Origin of the sequence: Endozoicomonas sp. G2_2, from assembly GCF_017744135.1 — a bacterium.
Taxonomy (GTDB): Bacteria; Pseudomonadota; Gammaproteobacteria; order Nevskiales; family Salinisphaeraceae; genus Salinisphaera.
The window spans coordinates 115450-130970 of sequence record NZ_JAGHQU010000007.1; the positions used below are offsets into that span (position 1 = coordinate 115450).

The window sequence follows — 15521 nt, forward strand, 5'->3', positions numbered from 1 at the left end:
GGGGAATGAGCCGGCAACCGCCGGTTTCAACTCAAAAGGTTTTTCCGCAAGGAAAAAGCACGGCAACCAAGAAGAGGTGCATCATGCCAGAAGTATTTGAATTCGCAGATCAGAAGACCGACAAAGCGGTCATTAAGGTCATTGGCGTCGGCGGTGGCGGCGGTAACACCATCAACCAGATGGTGAACGGCGGTATCGAAGGCGTCGATTTCATCTGTGCCAACACCGACGCCCAGCATCTGGAACGCTGCGATGCCGACGTGCTCGTGCAGCTCGGCATGAACGTCACCCGCGGCCTGGGCGCGGGCGCCGATCCGGCCATCGGCCGCCAAGCTGCCGAAGAGGATCGCGATCGCATTCGTGAATCCATCGAAGGCGCGGACATGCTGTTCATCACCTGCGGCATGGGCGGCGGCACCGGCACCGGCGCGGCGCCGGTGGTAGCCGAGATCGCCCGCGAAATGGGCATCCTGACCCTGGCCGTGGTCACCAAGCCGTTCCCGTTCGAGCGCGGCAAGCGCATGGACATCGCCAAGCAGGGTATCGAGGAGCTGGGTCGCTTCGTCGATTCGCTGATCGTGATCCCGAACGAGAAGCTGCTGACCGCGCTCGGCAAGGCGACCACGCTGAAGAACGCCTTCCAGGCGGCCAACAACGTGCTGCACAACGCGGTGCAGGGCATCTCCGACCTGATCACGCGCCCGGGTGTGATCAACGTCGACTTCGCGGACGTGCGTCGCGTGATGTCGGTGCAGGGCATGGCCATGATGGGCCGCGCCACCGCCGTGGGCGACGACCGTGCCCGCGAGGCCGCCGAGGCCGCGCTGGCTTCGCCGCTGCTCGACGACCTGTCTCTGCATGGCGCCCAGGGCCTGCTGGTCAACGTCTCCGGTGACGAGAACCTGGGTATCCACGAGTTCCAGATCGTCAACGAAGTCATCGCCGACATGGGCGCGGACAACGCCGAAGTCATCGTCGGCATGGCCGAAGACCCGAACATGGGCGACGAGATCTGCGTCACCGTGGTGGCGACCGGCCTCGGCCATCAGGCCCAGGAACGCGAAGCCATCCGTGCCGTCAAGCGCGACGCCGGTGGCCAGATGCGTTACGAGGATCTCGACCGTCCGACGGTCATTCGCAATCGTCCGCAGCAGTCCTCGCGCGAGAACGCAGCGGTCGACATGGACTACTTCGACGTCCCGGCCTTCCTGCGCAATCAGGCGGACTGAAGACCTCGATGCAGGGAAACTGCCAGAGCCGGCCTGCGGGCCGGCGGCAGTGGATCGCGCGTCGGTCGGTGGTAGCCGTGCACTGCCGACCGACGCCTCTGTGTTAATCTAAGCGGCTTTGTGGGCGGGGCTTCGGGCCTGCTCCAGACGCGACAGCAAAGGCGCGGCGGGTTAAGGCGAAGTTAAGCCATTGTGCATAAAGTATCTGTCCATCAGGTGACGACTTTGTGACATGGCGCGCCTAGCGTTACTGGACCGCCACAAGGACAAGAATTCGATGCTTAGACAACGCACCCTCAAGAATCCCATCCGGGCGACCGGTGTTGGCCTGCATACCGGTCAGAAGGTCTACATGACCCTGCGCCCGGGCGAGGCGGACATGGGCATCGTGTTCCGTCGCACCGACTGTTCCCCGATGAAAGAGTTCCGCGGCGACGCCTTCAAGGTCGGCGACACCACGCTCGCGACCACGCTGGTCGATGACGGCGTGCGTGTGCAAACCGTCGAGCATCTGCTTTCGGCCATGGCCGGCCTGGGTATCGACAATGCGATTGTCGAACTCTCCTCCGACGAGCTGCCCATCATGGATGGCAGTGCCGGGCCGTTCGTGTTTCTGATCCAGTCGGCCGGTATCCAGGAACTGGACGCGCCGAAGAAGTTCATTCGCATCAAGCGCTCAGTACAGGTTACCGAAGACGACAAGTGGGCCCGGTTCGATCCGTTCGACGGCTTCAAGGTCAGCTTCTGTATCGATTTCGACCATCCGGCCTTCGATTCCGACACGCAGTCGGCGACGGTGGATTTCTCCACGACCTCGTTCGTGAAAGAAGTCAGCCGTGCGCGGACTTTCGGTTTCATGCGGGATATTGAATTCCTGCGCTCGAACAACCTTGCCCGGGGCGGCAGCATGGACAACGCGGTCGTGCTCGACGACTACCGCGTACTCAATGCCGACGGGCTGCGCTACGACAACGAGTTCGTGCGCCACAAGATTCTCGACGCTATCGGCGACCTTTATCTGCTCGGTCACGGCCTGATCGGCAGTTACTCGGGTTACAAGTCCGGACACGCGCTCAACAACAAGCTGCTGCGCGCGCTGCTGTCGGACGAAAAAGCCTGGGAAGAAGTCACCTACGAGGACATCGAGGACTCCCCGATTTCCTACATCAACGCGCGGCCGGTCGCTGCCGCGTAGTCACTGTTCGGGGCCGCGACCCGCGGCCGCGAGCCGTTCGAGTGCACCGGCGAGCTCGCTGTCTTCGATATAGCGGGCGCTACGCCGGATATGCGTACGTGCCGTGTCGCTCATGAAGCGGGGCACGGGTGCCGGTGCCACCGGGTTCGGATCCGGTCGAACCTTTATTTCCACCTGTTCGATATGCAGGCGCATGCGCTGAGCAAGCGCCTGGGCGATGCTAGGCTGCATATACCGCAGTCGTGTTGCCCACCCGCCATGGGTGACATGCAGCCGCAGCCGGTAATTGTCGTAGGCGGCCACCCGGACATGCGCGCCCGCGGCCTCGGGCAGGATCTCGAGGATCGCCCTGCGCATGCGTTCGAGAAATCGCGCGCGCCCGATGAGGTCGGCAATGTCCGGTGTCGCTGTATGCAACAGGGACTGGATTGAGCGCGGTGTCGTCCCCATGATCGATCCTCGGGCGACGGTTTTGATCCGTCCAAGCGTATCAGGCAGCCCGCTCAATCGTCACTGAAAGGCGTGTCGGGCCTGCGGTATCATGCCCCTTTTGGATCGCGCGTGGAGCGGGCACGCGGGCGCGATTCGACGGGCCAGACGACGAGGGTTCATGAGCAATTTCCTGACCAAGCTTCTCGGTAGCCGCAATCAGCGGGTCGTCAAGCGCCTGCACCGCATCGTCAGCGATGTGAGCGCGCTCGAGGCCGAGTACGAATCGTTCACCGACGAGCAGCTGCAGGCCAAGACGGTCGAGTTCCGCCGTCGTCTCGAAGAAGGCACCAAGCTCGATGATCTGACCGTCGAGGCCTTCGCCACCGTTCGCGAGGCCGGCAAGCGCGTGCTCGGCATGCGCCACTTCGATGTCCAGCTCGTGGGCGGCCTGGTGCTCCACCAGGGCAAGATCGCGGAGATGAAGACCGGCGAGGGTAAGACGCTGGTCGCCACGCTCGCGACCTATCTCAACGCGTTGCCCGGCGAAGGCGTGCACATCGTCACCGTCAACGACTATCTCGCCAGCCGCGACGCCGAATGGATGGGCAGCATCTATCGTTTCCTGGGACTGACCGTCGGGGTGATCTTTTCCGGCCAGGATCCGCAGGGCAAACGGGCGGCCTACGCCTGCGACATCACCTACGGCACCAACAACGAGTTCGGCTTCGATTATCTGCGCGACAACATGGCGTTCGCGCCGGCGGACCGCGTCCAGCGGCCGCTGAACTACGCGATCATCGACGAGGTTGACTCGATTCTCATCGACGAGGCGCGTACGCCGCTGATCATTTCCGGGCCCACCGACGACGACCCGGAAACCTCGCTGCGGGTCGACAAGCTGGTCAAGCATCTCGACAAGCAGGAGGAAGAGGACGGGCCCGGCGATTATTCGCCGGAAGAAAAGAACAAGCAGGTCTTTCTCACCGAGGAGGGCCATCAGAAGGTCGAGCGGCTCATGCGCGAAGCCGACCTTCTCGATGAAGACGAAAGCCTCTACGACGCCAACAACGTCGCGCTCATGCACCACATGAACGCCGCGCTGCGCGCGCATGTGCTTTATCAGCGCGACGTCGACTACATCATCGCCGAGGGTCAGATCGTCATCGTCGACGAGTTCACCGGTCGCACCATGCCGGGGCGGCGTTGGTCGGACGGGCTGCACCAGGCCATCGAGGCCAAGGAAGGCGTCAAGATCCAGAAGGAGAACCAGACGCTCGCGTCGATCACCTTCCAGAACTTCTTCCGCCTCTACGACAAGCTCGCCGGCATGACCGGCACCGCCGATACCGAGGCGTTCGAGTTCCAGTCCATCTACGGCCTGGAAGTGGTGGTCATTCCGACCAACCGGCCGCTGCAGCGCAAGGATCTGCCCGATCAGATCTTCATGACCGGGGCGGAGAAGTTCGAGGCGATCGCCGACGAGGCCAAGCAGGCCAGCGATCGTGGCCAGCCGGTGCTCGTGGGTACCGCCTCCATCGAGGCCTCCGAGCTGCTGTCGCGGCTTCTGCGCCAGCGCGGCCTGCGCCACGAGGTGCTCAACGCCAAGCAGCACGAGCGCGAGGCCGACATCATCGCGCAGGCGGGTCGCCCGGGTGCGGTCACCATCGCCACCAACATGGCCGGTCGCGGTACCGACATCGTGCTCGGCGGCAATATCGACGACGCACTGGAGGCGCTCGAGGAAGGCGACGAGGTCGGCCGTCAGCGCCTGCAGGACGAATGGCAGAAAACCCACGACGCGGTGCTCGAGGCCGGCGGTCTGTACGTGATCGGTTCCGAGCGTCACGAATCGCGGCGCGTGGACAACCAACTGCGCGGTCGTTCCGGCCGACAGGGCGATCCCGGCGCGAGCCGCTTCTATCTGTCGCTCGAGGATGCGCTCATGCGTATCTTCACGCCGCCGCGGCTGCGGTCGATGCTCCAGAACCTCGGCCTCGAACATGGCGAGGCGATCGAGCACAAATGGGTTACCCGCGCGATCGAGAACGCGCAGCGCAAGGTCGAATCGCACCATTTCGATATCCGCAAGCAGCTGCTTGAATACGACAACGTGGCCAACGATCAGCGCCAGGTGGTCTACGAGCAGCGCAACGAGATCATGGACAACGACGATGTCGGCGACATCGTCGAAAACATCTGGGACGAGGTCGTCAACGACGTCATCAGTCAGCATGTTCCGCCGCAGAGTCTCGAGGAACAGTGGGATGTCGACGGCCTGTCCGAGGCGATCCAGCGCGACTTCGGCCAGGATCTGCCGATCCAGCAATGGCTCGACGAAGACAGCAAGCTCGATGAAGAAGGCCTGCGCGAGCGTATCGCCGCGGAGCTCAAGCAGACCTACGAAGCCAAGCGCGAAGAGGCCGGGCCGGACGTGCTGGCCCAGATCGAGAAGGCCGTGCTCTTGCAGGTGCTCGACTCGCTGTGGCGCGAGCATCTCGCGTCCATGGACTATCTGCGCAAGGGTATCCACCTGCGCGGCTATGCGCAGAAGGACCCGAAGAACGAATACAAGCGCGAAGCCTTCGAGATGTTCAACGACATGCTCTCGCGTCTGAAGCACGAAACCGTGACCGTGCTCGCGCGGGGACGGGTGCGCGCCGAAGCCACCGAGGAAGCGCGCGAGGAACGGCGCAAGCAGATGGAGAATCTGGACTTCCAGCACGCGGAAGCGTCGTCGGCGGCCGACCAGGCGGTGGCCGCGGCAGCACAGCAGCAGGCCGGCGAGGGCGGGCCCGACCCGGCCGAGCAGGCCGCGCGCGCCAATCTGCCCGGTTCGGATGCGCCGACCGATCGCGTGCCGGGCGACGGCGATCAGCGGCCCGAGACCTTCGTGCGTGGCGAGCGCAAGATCGGTCGTAACGAGATGTGTCCCTGCGGCTCGGGCAAGAAATTCAAGCATTGCCACGGGCGAGACTAGGGCAGCAATGGCAGTCAATCTCCGCGCACCCGCGCGTATCGAACCTGTTGCCGGTGCGGAATGGGCGGTCGGCGAGGCCGCGATCAAGAAGCCCGGCCGCAACGACATCGCGCTGCTCAAGCTGGCCGACGATGCCACTGTTGCCGGCGTCTTCACCCGCAACGCATTCGCGGCAGCGCCGGTACGCCTGGCGCAGAAGAATCTCGCCGGTGGTCGTATCCGGGCATTGCTGGTCAACAGCGGCAATGCGAACGCCGGCACCGGCCGGCAAGGCGATGCCGACGCCCAGGCGTGCTGCGTGTCCGCGGCCGAGGCACTCGGCATTTCGCCCGAGCAGGTGTTGCCGTTCTCGACCGGCGTGATCGGCCAGGCGTTGCCGCTCGATCGCATGCGACACACCATCGATACCCTCGGTGGGCGTCTGGAAAGCGACGGCTGGCTCGATGCAGCGCGCGCCATCATGACCACGGACACGGTGGAAAAGGGCGCGTCGCGGGCCGTGGATATCGGCGGCGGCGAGCGCATCATGCTTAGTGGTATCGCCAAGGGTTCCGGCATGATCCGCCCCGACATGGCGACCATGCTTTCCTTCATTGCCACCGACGCCCGTATTGCCGCCGACGATCTCGACGTTGCCCTGCGCGAGGCGATGCAAGGCTCCTTCAACGCGATCTCGGTGGACGGCGATACCTCGACCAACGACGCCTGCATCGTGTGCGCGACCGGCCGATCCGCGAAGCTCACACCGAAGAGCGCGGCCTGGCCATTGTTCGTCACCGCGCTTACCGATCTCTCGCGAGAGCTGGCCCAGGCGATCGTGCGCGACGGCGAAGGCGCGACCCGTTTCATAACGCTCGCCGTGACCGGTGCACGCGATGTCGCGGAGGCGCGGGAAGTGGCGTTCACGGTGGCGCATTCGCCGCTGGTCAAGACCGCCTGTTTCGCTGGCGATCCGAACTGGGGGCGTATTCTGGCCGCCGTGGGCCGAGCGCCGGTCGCCGACTTCGCTATCGATCGCGTGGCGATCGCGCTGGATGATGTCGCGATCGTGGCCGATGGCGAGCCGCGCGAGGACTACGCCGAGGCCGATGCCGCGGCGGTGATGGCGCAAAGCGAATACACCATCGGCATCGACCTGGGGCGCGGCGAAGCGTGCACCACGGTATGGACGTCCGATCTATCTTACGAGTACGTGCGTATCAACGCCGAGTACCGCAGCTAACCCAATGGATTCGGAACAGGCGGAACGCCCGCCGATCGATATCGCGGTCGGTATTCTGGTGGATGCGCGTCAGCGGCTGCTGATCGCCCAGCGTCGTCCGGGTACGCCCGGGGCCGGCTTCTGGGAATTTCCCGGCGGCAAACGTGAGGGTGATGAACCCATGGCGGACTGCCTTGCGCGTGAGCTGGGCGAAGAGATCGGCGTGCGCGATTGTGTCGCCCGGCCTCTGATCCGTTTCAGCCACAGCAAGGGCGAGAGGCCGGTGCGGCTGCACGTATCCCGTATCGACGACTGGCAGGGCGATGTCGCCGGCCTGGAGGGCCAGCAGCTGGCCTGGGTGTCTCGCGAGGCGTTGCGCGATTACCGGCTCCTGCCGGCGACGGACGTCATTCTCAACGCGTTTGATCTGCCGGCGCGCTATGCGATCACGCCGGCGCACAGCGCGACCGATACCGACAGCTGGTGGCGATCCTTTAGAACGCTGTTGTCGAGTGGCCCTATGCTGGTGCGCCTGCGAGACCAAGGCCTCGATGACGCGGCGTATGAACGACTGGCGGCGGACGTCGTCGAGGCCGCGCATGCCCACGGCGTGCGCGTACTCGTGGACCGCTCTGTCGATCTCTGTCGTGCGGTCGGCGCCGACGGGCTGCACTGGCCGGTCGCACGCCTGATCGACAAGGGCCGTCCCGATGATCTGGACCCGGCAGGGCTTGTCGCCGTGTCCGCGCATACGCACAGCGATCTGGCGATGGCCGCACGGCGGGGGGCCGACTTCGCCGTGCTGTCGCCCGTGGCTGCGACCACCACACATCCCGGCGCGGCCCCGCTGGGCTGGGATGGCTGGGCGGCAGCCCGTGCCGATCATGCCCTGCCGGTCTATGCGCTCGGCGGTCTCGGGCCGGATGATATGGCCACCGCCCAACGGCACAACGGCCAGGGTGTGGCCGCAATTCGCGGGTTCTGGCCCGCGGGCTGACCGCGCTTCGCCTGCGCGCCCTAGTGCGGCAGGCCGCCGCCGTCGGGGTCCTGGCCGGTGCCGGGCGCCGAGCCGCTCGGGTCCGGAATGCGATTGCTTTCGTCGAGCCAGTCGCCCAGATCGATGAGCTTGCAGCGCTTGGAACAGAACGGCCGGTAGGGGTTGTCGGCGGCGATGCGCGACGGCTTGCCGCATTGCGGGCAATCGATAGTCTTGGCTTCGGTCATCGTGTCGCTGGATGCTGGTGAGACAGAACTTGTGCGCGGGCCGGGCCCGCTGCGCGGCAGGCGGTGCGGGTCAGAACCGGCAGCAGGCCATGCGGAACTCGATCGGCGCCTGTGACTGGCGTACCCGCAGCTTCTTGTCCTGGTATTCCATGAATCGGATCGTGGCGCGATGCCGGCCGGCGCTGATTTCCGGGAAGACACTCGCATCGCCCAGCATCACCCGGATCAGCTGGGTTCCGGCTTCCGTGTTGTGTACGAGTACGCCGGCCTTCGCGGTGAACGGTGCCGGGCGCGTGCTGTCGCGCAGCAGCCGCAGGAGGGTGGCGATCGCCTGTTCGAACGGTGCGATATGGCCACACCAGGCGGCCAGGTCGCGGCTTTGCCGGTCGCTGTCCTGGGACAGCCAGTGCTGATAGGTCGGCAGATCGAAACTGCAGTTGCCGCCCGGAATCGGACTGCGGTTGTTCAGGCTGTTGAGCAACTCGTTGTCGCGGATCAGGTAGGAGGCGAACTGCGGCGGCATGCGCTGCATCTCGCGCCCGAGGTTGTCGAGTTCCTCGAGGACCTGGCGCAGCGCCTTGTCGTCGACATCCTCGCGATCGGCGAGCTTCTCGAGCGACGCATAGCGACCGCCGAGTTCCTTGCTGACCTCGGCGCGGGTGTCGTAGCGCGACATCACGTTGAGGATATCGAGCAGGGCGTCGAGCGCGGCGCGCCGGCCCCAAACGCTCTCATCGGCCTGGTGGTAGCGCAGGCGCGCGATGAGATGCTCCAGGCGCAGGAAGGTTCTTATGCGTTCATTGAGCGGTTGCTCGTAACAGAACATGCCGTTGTCCGCCACAGACAACCCTCTTTGAAATGAATCGGGCGTTCAGTCTATGCCCCACGGCCGGACAGGCAAAGTCGCCGTACCGCGCCGGGCGTCGTCGAAACAGTCGGCGCGCGTGTCAGCCCGGCAGGTGCAGTGGCGGCAGGTCGGCCACTTCGCCCTGGGCAAGACGCAGATAGCCGGCGTGCAGGGCCGCCGCGAGATCGGCGATATCCTTGCGTGGCCCGGTGTTGATGAGCACGTCGTCGGCCATGGCGAGACGTTCGCTACGTGCGTCCTGGGCGGCGATCATGCGTCGCGCCAGATCCTCGTCGATGTCGTCACGCGACATCAGCCGTTCCATCTGCACGACTTCCGGTGCATCGACGACCAGCACACGGTCCACCAGGTCGATCATGCTGGATTTGACCAGCAGCGGCACCACGAGCAGGCAGTAGTCGGATTGCGCCGCGTCGCGCCGGCGGGCCAGTTCGGCGCGAATGCGCGGATGGGTGATGCCTTCGAGATCAGAACGCGCCTGCGCATCGGCGAATACGATCTCGCGCAGATCGCGACGCTTGAGGCGACCGCCGTCGTCCACGATCTCGGCGCCGAAACGCTCGACGATCTCGGCCAGTGCCGGCTGACCCGGCTCGACGATGTCGCGAGCGACGACGTCCGCATCCACGATGGTCACGCCCAGCCGCTGGAAGGCGCTGGCGACCAGGGATTTGCCACTGGCGATACCGCCGGTGAGACCGACGGTGAGAGTACTCGGCATCCTTAGCGTCCTTTGCGACCGGGTGGGGCCGCTCGTTTGGGGCGTCGATGCATCAAGCCGCAGCACGGCGCTCGTGACGAGCTCGCAAGCGCGACTTCGGCAACCATCGGCATCAACGCAATCCGGCAAGCGATAAATAAGCGCCGCTGATTGTATCGCCTGCCACCAGCGCCAGCCAGCCGGCAATCGCGAGCCATGGACCGAACGGCATGGGCTTGCCGCGTTCGAGTGTGCCGGTAGCCATGAGCGCGCCGCCGACAATCGCGCCGGCCAGCGAAGCCATCAGCAGCACCATGGGTAGCGCCTGCCACCCTAGCCAGGCGCCGATCACCGCGAGCAGCTTGAAGTCGCCGTAACCCATGCCTTCCTTGCCCGTCACCAGACGAAAGGCCTGAAAGACGAACCAGAGAATCAGATAGCCCGCCGCTGCGCCGATGATCGCCGTGGCCGGATCGACCAGCGCATAGCCGGCATCGTGGCCCAGGCTGATCAGCAGACCGAGCCAGAGCAGCGGCAGGCTCAGCGCGTCCGGCAGAAACTGGGTGTGCCAGTCGATCATCGCGGCGGCTAGCAGCGTCCAGGTGAACACCAGCGCGAACAGCGTGAACGGCAAGGCGCCGAATGTCGCCAGCACGACCAGGGCAAGCACGGCGCTGAACAGTTCGATGGCCGGGTACTGCAGCGAGATCGGGTGGTTGCAGTTTGCGCAGCGTCCGCGCAGGAGCAGGAAACTCAGAACCGGAATGTTGTGCCGGGCCTTGATCGGCGTGCGGCAGTGGCCACAGGTCGAGCGCGGCTGCGACAGGCTCATGCGGGGCCGGGTGGAAACGGCGACTGGCTGGCCGAGGATCTCGGCCGCGCTGGCCCGCCATTCGGCCTGCATCATGCGCGGCAAGCGCAGAATGACGACGTTGAGAAAACTGCCGACGATCAGGCCGAACAGGCCGACAGCTGCAAAGCAGAACAACGGATGCTCTGCGAACAGCGCCTGCATTCAGACCACCGAGCCAAGCTTGAAGATGGGCAGGTACATGGCGATCACGAGCCCGCCGACGAGCACGCCGATAATGGCCATGATCATGGGCTCGAGCAGCGACGACAGCGAATCGACCTGATTGTCGACTTCGGCTTCGTAGAAGTCGGCCACGCGCGAGCACATGGCATCGAGCGAACCGGATTCCTCGCCGATCGCGACCATCTGCAATGCCATGCTGGGGAACAGGCCGGTGTTGTTCATCGCCAGCTGCAGTTGCACGCCGGAGGCCACCTGATCGCGCATCTGCAGGATCGCTTCCTCGAAGACGATATTGCCAGCCGCGCGCGCAACCGAATCCATCGCCTCGACCAGCGGCACGCCGGCCGCGAACATGGTCGACAGGGTACGCGCAAACCGCGCCACGGCCGCCTTGTAGAGAATATCGCCGATGACGGGCAGCTTGAGCGCCAGCCGGTCGTTCATGCGCCTGAAGTTGCGAGATCGTAATCGGGCCTGGAAAAAGCCGTAGAAGGTCGCGGCGATGACGCCGATGATCGCCCACCACCAGGCCTGTACGCCTTCGGAAAGACTGATCACGAGCAGCGTGAAGGCGGGCAGATCGGCGCCGAAACCCTGGAACAGCGACTGGAACTGCGGCACCACGAAGTACAGCAGAATGCCCATCACGATGATCGCAACCACGATCACCGCGCTCGGGTAGAACAGCGCCTTGCGGACCTTGGCCTTGATTGCCTCGGTCTTTTCCTTGTAGGTCGCGATCTTGTCGAGCAGGGACTCGAGCGCGCCGGATTTCTCACCGGCATCGACCAGATTCACGAACAGATCGTCGAAGTGCTTGGAATGCCGCGCCAGGGCGCTGGCCAGCGGGATGCCGTCCTCGATATCGCCGCGGATGGTTTCCACCAGTTCGGCGAGGGTCGGGTTGTCCGCACCCTTGGCAATGATGTCCAGCGACTGAACCAGCGGTACGCCGGCCGCGAGCATGGTCGCCAGTTGGCGCGCGAAGATCGCGATGTCGCCGGCCTTGACCTTTTTCTTGCGCTTGCCGCCAAGGCCGAAAATCGTGGTCTGCTTGCGTACCCGGATCGGGTTGATGCCCTGCTTGCGCAGTGCGACCTTGACCATGGCCTCGTTGGGGCCGTCGGTTTGGCCCTTGACCCGACTTCCGCTGCGATCGGTGCCGATCCAGAAGAAGGTCTGGTTTTCGCTCATCGTGCTTGCCATCAGTCGATTCCGTGCCGGTAAACGCCTGTGGGCGTGGACATAATCTGCATACAGGGTTTATCGGCGGAAGGCGGGATTAATTCATCCCCAGTTTGGCCAGCCGGTAGCGCAGCGCCCGGAACGTGATGCCGAGGTGCTTGGCGGCCTTGGTCTTGTTGTAGTGACAGGCCTCGAGCGCTGCCTGAATGCGCTCGCGCTCGACCGCTTCGAGCTGGCTTTCCAGATCCGCGCTGGTGTCCATCGCCGCCGGCTGACCGTTGCTGTGGTAGCCGCCGACGGGGCCCGGGGCTTCCGGCGCCGTGGTGGTCCGGTTGCTCTCGAGCAGAGGCGAACTCAGGCGCAGGTACTGGCGCTCGATAACAGCGTCCTCGCTGAGCGTGACCGCGCGCTCGAGAATGTTTTCCAGTTCGCGGATGTTGCCGGGGAAGGCGTACTGCTCGAGCGCTTCCAGCGCCTCGCGCGAAAGCTGCGGCGCGCGCCGCAGACGCAGCTTGCGCGCGAGTGCCTCGAGTATGCGCGTGGCCAGCGCCGCGATATCGGCTCGTCGCTCGCGCAGCGGCGGCACATGTACCTCGATGACGTTGAGGCGGTAATAGAGATCTTCGCGAAAGCTGCCGCGTGCGACTTCGGTGGCCAGATCGCGATGCGTTGCGCAGATCACGCGTACGTCGACAGCGGTCTCGTCGTTGGCGCCGACCGGCCGGATCGCGCGCTCCTGAATCGCGCGCAGCAGCTTGACCTGCATGGTCAGCGGCAGGTCGGCCACCTCGTCCAGAAACAGGGTGCCGCCGTCGGCGCGGGCGAACAGGCCCGGTGTATCGCGCATCGCGCCCGTGAACGCGCCGCGCATGTAGCCGAAGAATTCCGATTCCATCAATTCCGAGGGAATCGCGCCGCAGTTCACGGGCACGAACGTGCTGCCCATGCGCGGACCCTCGGCATGAATCATGCGCGCCACGAGTTCCTTGCCCGTGCCCGATTCGCCGGTGATATAGACCGGCGCCTGGCTGCGTGCGAGCTTGGCAATGGTCTGGCGCAGCTGCTGCATCGCCGGTGTGTTGCCGATCAGGCGGGGTGAGGCGTCCAGCGAGGGATGGGGCGGCGCGTCATGATCCAGACCGGCCAGCTTGAGCGCCTGCGCCACGAGCGAGCGCAGACCGGCCACGTCGATCGGCTTGGATACGAAATCGAAAGCGCCGGCCTTGAGGCTGGCCACCGCACTGTCCGCGCTTCCGTAGGCCGTGATCACCGCCACCGGGCAGTGCGGGTGGCGTTCGCTGATATAGCTGACCAGTTCCAGGCCGTCACCGTCTGGCAGGCGCATGTCGGTCAGGCACAGATCGAAGCCCTTCTCCTCGAAGGCTGCTCGTGCTTCCGCCAGGGTCGCCACGGCCAGCGTCTCGATCGACATGCGGGCCAGCGTGATTTCCACCAGTTCGCGGATATCCGCTTCATCATCAACGATCAGCGCGGTCGGGGCGTTATCGGTCGGAGTCATTGAGGCTGCTTTGAACAAATAGACCGGCAGGCGTGGCGGCCGGCCAGACGTGGGCAAAAACGATACGAAAGCAGGCTCCGGCCGAATGTGCAACCGGCATGAGCTGCGCGCCGTTCGCTTCGCACAGTTCGCCCGCGATATGCAGGCCAAGCCCCGTGCCCTCGCGCGTGGTGGTGAAGAACGGCTCCATGATCTGGTCGAGTATGGCCGGGTCGATGCCGGGGCCGTTGTCGATCACGTCGAGGCAGAAGCGGTCGTGGCGGTTGCGATGGCCGCTCAGACGTATGGTCAGTTCGATGTCCTGCTTGCGCGCATAGCGCTGCGCGTTGTCCCAGAGATTGAAAAGCACCTGACGCAGGTGGTCGGGATCGAATTCGATCTGCAGCTGCGGGTCGAACTCGTCGAGATCGAAATCCGGCGACTCCTCGTTGGTGCCCAGATAATCGTCGATCGCATCGAGCAGCCAGCCGGACAGCGCGAGCGTGCGGCGCGACAGCTGCGAACGGCGGGACAGGCCGAGCACGCTGTTGATGATGTTGTCGATGCGCCGGCTGTGGCGATGAATGATGTCCAGCATGCGCCGGTCGTCCGGATCCAGGGCCTGCGACTCGGCCAGCAGCTGGCCGGCATGACTGATCGCGCCCAGCGGGTTGCGGATCTCGTGGGCGATGCTGGCCGACAGGCGGCCGATGGATACCAGCTTGAGCTGCTGCGCCTGCTCGCTCTGGCGCATGGCATCTTCCAGAAAGATGAGGACCGACGCATGCGGTTCGGGGCCGAGCGTCGAGAACACGGGCAGCAACGAGTGCGACCCCGCGCGGATGATTTCGCTGCTCGCCGGGTTGCGCTCGCGCCAGTGCATCAGCGCGCGCTCGAGCGCAGGCGAGAGATGGGCGAGCGGCTCGTCGTCCTGCGCCTCGACCGGGTCCACCTCGAGCATGCGAATAGCGGCGTCGTTGATCAGCTGCACGCGGTGGGCGCCGTCCACCACCACCGCGCCGATCTCCATCTGCTGGATGATATGGCGGTTGAGTGTCGCCAGGTCCCGGGCCTCGGTCGCCCGTTCGGCGGCGAGTGCCTCGCTCACGCGGGCGCGGCGTGCCAGCCAATGCGCAACGCTCGAGGTGATGAAGAAGATCGTGCCGAGGATGCCGGCCTGCACGAATTCGGCGTTCACCTCGGCGAACTGGATCGCGCGCCAGCCTTCCTGTCCGATGATGCCGATCGCGGCACAGGCGGCCAGCAACGTCGCCAGTCGCGCCGGCAGCAGCATCCCGGCGGCGGCCACCGGCGTGATCAGCAGCATGCCAAGACCGCTGGAGACGCCGGTGCTCGCATAGGTCAGCGTGGTGCATAGCGCCACGTCGACCGAACAGGCAAGCAGCACCTGCACACGTAGCGCCGGGGTATGCGACATCGACATGAACAGCGACACCGCGCACTGAGCGAGATAGAGCAGACACGCCACACGAAACAGGTCCGGCTGCTCGAGACTGAACAGCTGTTCGGCGGCGCCCAGAAGTAACAGCGCGACCAACCCGAAGGCGACCAGACTGCGATAGATGTTCAGCGAGGTGATCGCACGCCAGTCCTCGACGTGCCGGATCAGCGGATTGCCGGATACGGCCTGCATCAACGACGGTCGCGGGTGGCCCTGTCGGCGCGGGCGCTGCAATCCGGCTCGCCGCAGACATGGCCGTCGTCGGTTTCGTGGGCGAGCGCGAGCGGCATGTGCACGCCGCAGCGTGCGCAGCGCACGGTTTTCTCGAATCGCGGAGGCGTGTTCTCGTTACGCGTCCGGTCTTGGCCGGCTCGGGTCGCGCCGAGCAGTTGCCTGACGATCAGCCAGCCGAGGCCGAGAAGCAGAAGTAGTCCGAGCAGGCGTGCCATGACGAGTGACCCATCGAGTCGCGGTGGGTGATTCAGTGGGCATCATACGTCAGCGATGGCCGCTG

Annotated in this window: 14 protein-coding genes; 5 read left to right on the forward strand and 9 right to left on the reverse strand. The window is 65.0% G+C overall.

All coding sequences use genetic code 11. The annotated features are described in order from the left end of the window. Nucleotides 1–83: 83 nt before the first annotated feature. The gene (gene ftsZ / locus J7355_RS10260; protein ID WP_209062308.1) at nucleotides 84–1229 is read left to right on the forward strand and encodes a cell division protein FtsZ; all 1146 of its coding nucleotides are present in this window, start codon (nucleotides 84–86) and stop codon (nucleotides 1227–1229) included. Nucleotides 1230–1506: 277 nt separating this feature from the next. Then, nucleotides 1507–2424, forward strand: coding sequence for a UDP-3-O-acyl-N-acetylglucosamine deacetylase (lpxC, locus tag J7355_RS10265; RefSeq protein WP_209062521.1), 918 nt, complete (start codon nucleotides 1507–1509; stop codon nucleotides 2422–2424). Here lpxC and J7355_RS10270 read toward each other — a convergent pair whose 3' ends face one another. Continuing rightward, nucleotides 2425–2874, reverse strand: a complete 450-nt coding sequence (locus J7355_RS10270) for a DUF721 domain-containing protein (RefSeq protein ID WP_209062310.1) — start codon at nucleotides 2872–2874, stop codon at nucleotides 2425–2427. A 160-nt stretch (nucleotides 2875–3034) separates the two neighbouring features. Between J7355_RS10270 and secA the strand changes: the two genes are divergently transcribed. Genes secA through J7355_RS10285 form a run of 3 tightly spaced genes read left to right on the forward strand, consistent with a single transcriptional unit; the run spans nucleotide 3035 to nucleotide 8031 of the window. Further along, nucleotides 3035–5833: a preprotein translocase subunit SecA gene (gene secA / locus J7355_RS10275; protein WP_209062312.1), complete on the forward strand. Its 2799-nt coding sequence runs from the start codon at nucleotides 3035–3037 to the stop codon at nucleotides 5831–5833. Between the two features lie 7 nt (nucleotides 5834–5840). After that, nucleotides 5841–7055: a bifunctional glutamate N-acetyltransferase/amino-acid acetyltransferase ArgJ gene (argJ, locus tag J7355_RS10280; protein WP_209062314.1), complete on the forward strand. Its 1215-nt coding sequence runs from the start codon at nucleotides 5841–5843 to the stop codon at nucleotides 7053–7055. A 4-nt stretch (nucleotides 7056–7059) separates the two neighbouring features. Next, nucleotides 7060–8031 (forward strand): Nudix family hydrolase, encoded by a 972-nt coding sequence (locus J7355_RS10285; RefSeq protein ID WP_209062316.1) that lies wholly within the window; start codon nucleotides 7060–7062, stop codon nucleotides 8029–8031. A gap of 20 nt (nucleotides 8032–8051) precedes the next feature. Here the strand turns inward: J7355_RS10285 and J7355_RS10290 are convergent, their stop codons facing one another. The 8 genes from J7355_RS10290 to J7355_RS10325 all read right to left on the reverse strand — a co-directional run bounded on the left by J7355_RS10290 (nucleotide 8052) and on the right by J7355_RS10325 (nucleotide 15456). Further along, on the reverse strand, nucleotides 8052–8258 hold the full coding sequence (locus J7355_RS10290; RefSeq protein WP_209062319.1) for a DNA gyrase inhibitor YacG: 207 nt from the start codon (nucleotides 8256–8258) through the stop codon (nucleotides 8052–8054). A 70-nt stretch (nucleotides 8259–8328) separates the two neighbouring features. Then, nucleotides 8329–9084 carry a cell division protein ZapD gene (zapD, locus tag J7355_RS10295; protein WP_209062320.1) on the reverse strand — a complete coding sequence of 252 codons (756 nt, stop codon included), beginning with the start codon at nucleotides 9082–9084 and terminating at the stop codon, nucleotides 8329–8331. Nucleotides 9085–9205: 121 nt separating this feature from the next. Beyond that, on the reverse strand, nucleotides 9206–9847 hold the full coding sequence (gene coaE, locus J7355_RS10300; RefSeq protein ID WP_209062321.1) for a dephospho-CoA kinase: 642 nt from the start codon (nucleotides 9845–9847) through the stop codon (nucleotides 9206–9208). A 112-nt stretch (nucleotides 9848–9959) separates the two neighbouring features. Then, complete coding sequence (locus J7355_RS10305; RefSeq protein WP_209062322.1) at nucleotides 9960–10841, reverse strand: A24 family peptidase; 882 nt, start codon at nucleotides 10839–10841, stop codon at nucleotides 9960–9962. Further along, nucleotides 10842–12068, reverse strand: coding sequence for a type II secretion system F family protein (locus J7355_RS10310; protein WP_209062323.1), 1227 nt, complete (start codon nucleotides 12066–12068; stop codon nucleotides 10842–10844). It abuts the gene before it with no gap. 76 nt (nucleotides 12069–12144) lie between these two features. Then, nucleotides 12145–13566: a sigma-54 dependent transcriptional regulator gene (locus J7355_RS10315; protein WP_209062324.1), complete on the reverse strand. Its 1422-nt coding sequence runs from the start codon at nucleotides 13564–13566 to the stop codon at nucleotides 12145–12147. Continuing rightward, a complete protein-coding gene (locus J7355_RS10320) occupies nucleotides 13550–15199 on the reverse strand; it encodes an ATP-binding protein (RefSeq protein ID WP_209062325.1) in 1650 nt (549 codons plus the stop codon). Before J7355_RS10320 ends, J7355_RS10315 begins: the two co-directional genes overlap by 17 nt. After that, nucleotides 15199–15456, reverse strand: a complete 258-nt coding sequence (locus J7355_RS10325) for a hypothetical protein (RefSeq protein WP_209062326.1) — start codon at nucleotides 15454–15456, stop codon at nucleotides 15199–15201. The genes J7355_RS10320 and J7355_RS10325 overlap by 1 nt, the downstream gene beginning before the upstream one ends. Between the last annotated feature and the right edge of the window lie 65 nt (nucleotides 15457–15521).

What these genes read in the sequence shown, in the direction of transcription:
- ftsZ (WP_209062308.1), top strand. Translation starts at nt 84, where the DNA reads ATGCCAGAAGTATTTGAATTCGCAGATCAGAAGACCGACAAAGCGGTC.
- lpxC (WP_209062521.1), top strand. Translation starts at nt 1,507, where the DNA reads ATGCTTAGACAACGCACCCTCAAGAATCCCATCCGGGCGACCGGTGTT.
- J7355_RS10270 (WP_209062310.1), bottom strand. Translation starts at nt 2,874, where the DNA reads ATGGGGACGACACCGCGCTCAATCCAGTCCCTGTTGCATACAGCGACA.
- secA (WP_209062312.1), top strand. Translation starts at nt 3,035, where the DNA reads ATGAGCAATTTCCTGACCAAGCTTCTCGGTAGCCGCAATCAGCGGGTC.
- argJ (WP_209062314.1), top strand. Translation starts at nt 5,841, where the DNA reads ATGGCAGTCAATCTCCGCGCACCCGCGCGTATCGAACCTGTTGCCGGT.
- J7355_RS10285 (WP_209062316.1), top strand. Translation starts at nt 7,060, where the DNA reads ATGGATTCGGAACAGGCGGAACGCCCGCCGATCGATATCGCGGTCGGT.
- J7355_RS10290 (WP_209062319.1), bottom strand. Translation starts at nt 8,258, where the DNA reads ATGACCGAAGCCAAGACTATCGATTGCCCGCAATGCGGCAAGCCGTCG.
- zapD (WP_209062320.1), bottom strand. Translation starts at nt 9,084, where the DNA reads ATGTTCTGTTACGAGCAACCGCTCAATGAACGCATAAGAACCTTCCTG.
- coaE (WP_209062321.1), bottom strand. Translation starts at nt 9,847, where the DNA reads ATGCCGAGTACTCTCACCGTCGGTCTCACCGGCGGTATCGCCAGTGGC.
- J7355_RS10305 (WP_209062322.1), bottom strand. Translation starts at nt 10,841, where the DNA reads ATGCAGGCGCTGTTCGCAGAGCATCCGTTGTTCTGCTTTGCAGCTGTC.
- J7355_RS10310 (WP_209062323.1), bottom strand. Translation starts at nt 12,068, where the DNA reads ATGGCAAGCACGATGAGCGAAAACCAGACCTTCTTCTGGATCGGCACC.
- J7355_RS10315 (WP_209062324.1), bottom strand. Translation starts at nt 13,566, where the DNA reads ATGACTCCGACCGATAACGCCCCGACCGCGCTGATCGTTGATGATGAA.
- J7355_RS10320 (WP_209062325.1), bottom strand. Translation starts at nt 15,199, where the DNA reads ATGCAGGCCGTATCCGGCAATCCGCTGATCCGGCACGTCGAGGACTGG.
- J7355_RS10325 (WP_209062326.1), bottom strand. Translation starts at nt 15,456, where the DNA reads ATGGCACGCCTGCTCGGACTACTTCTGCTTCTCGGCCTCGGCTGGCTG.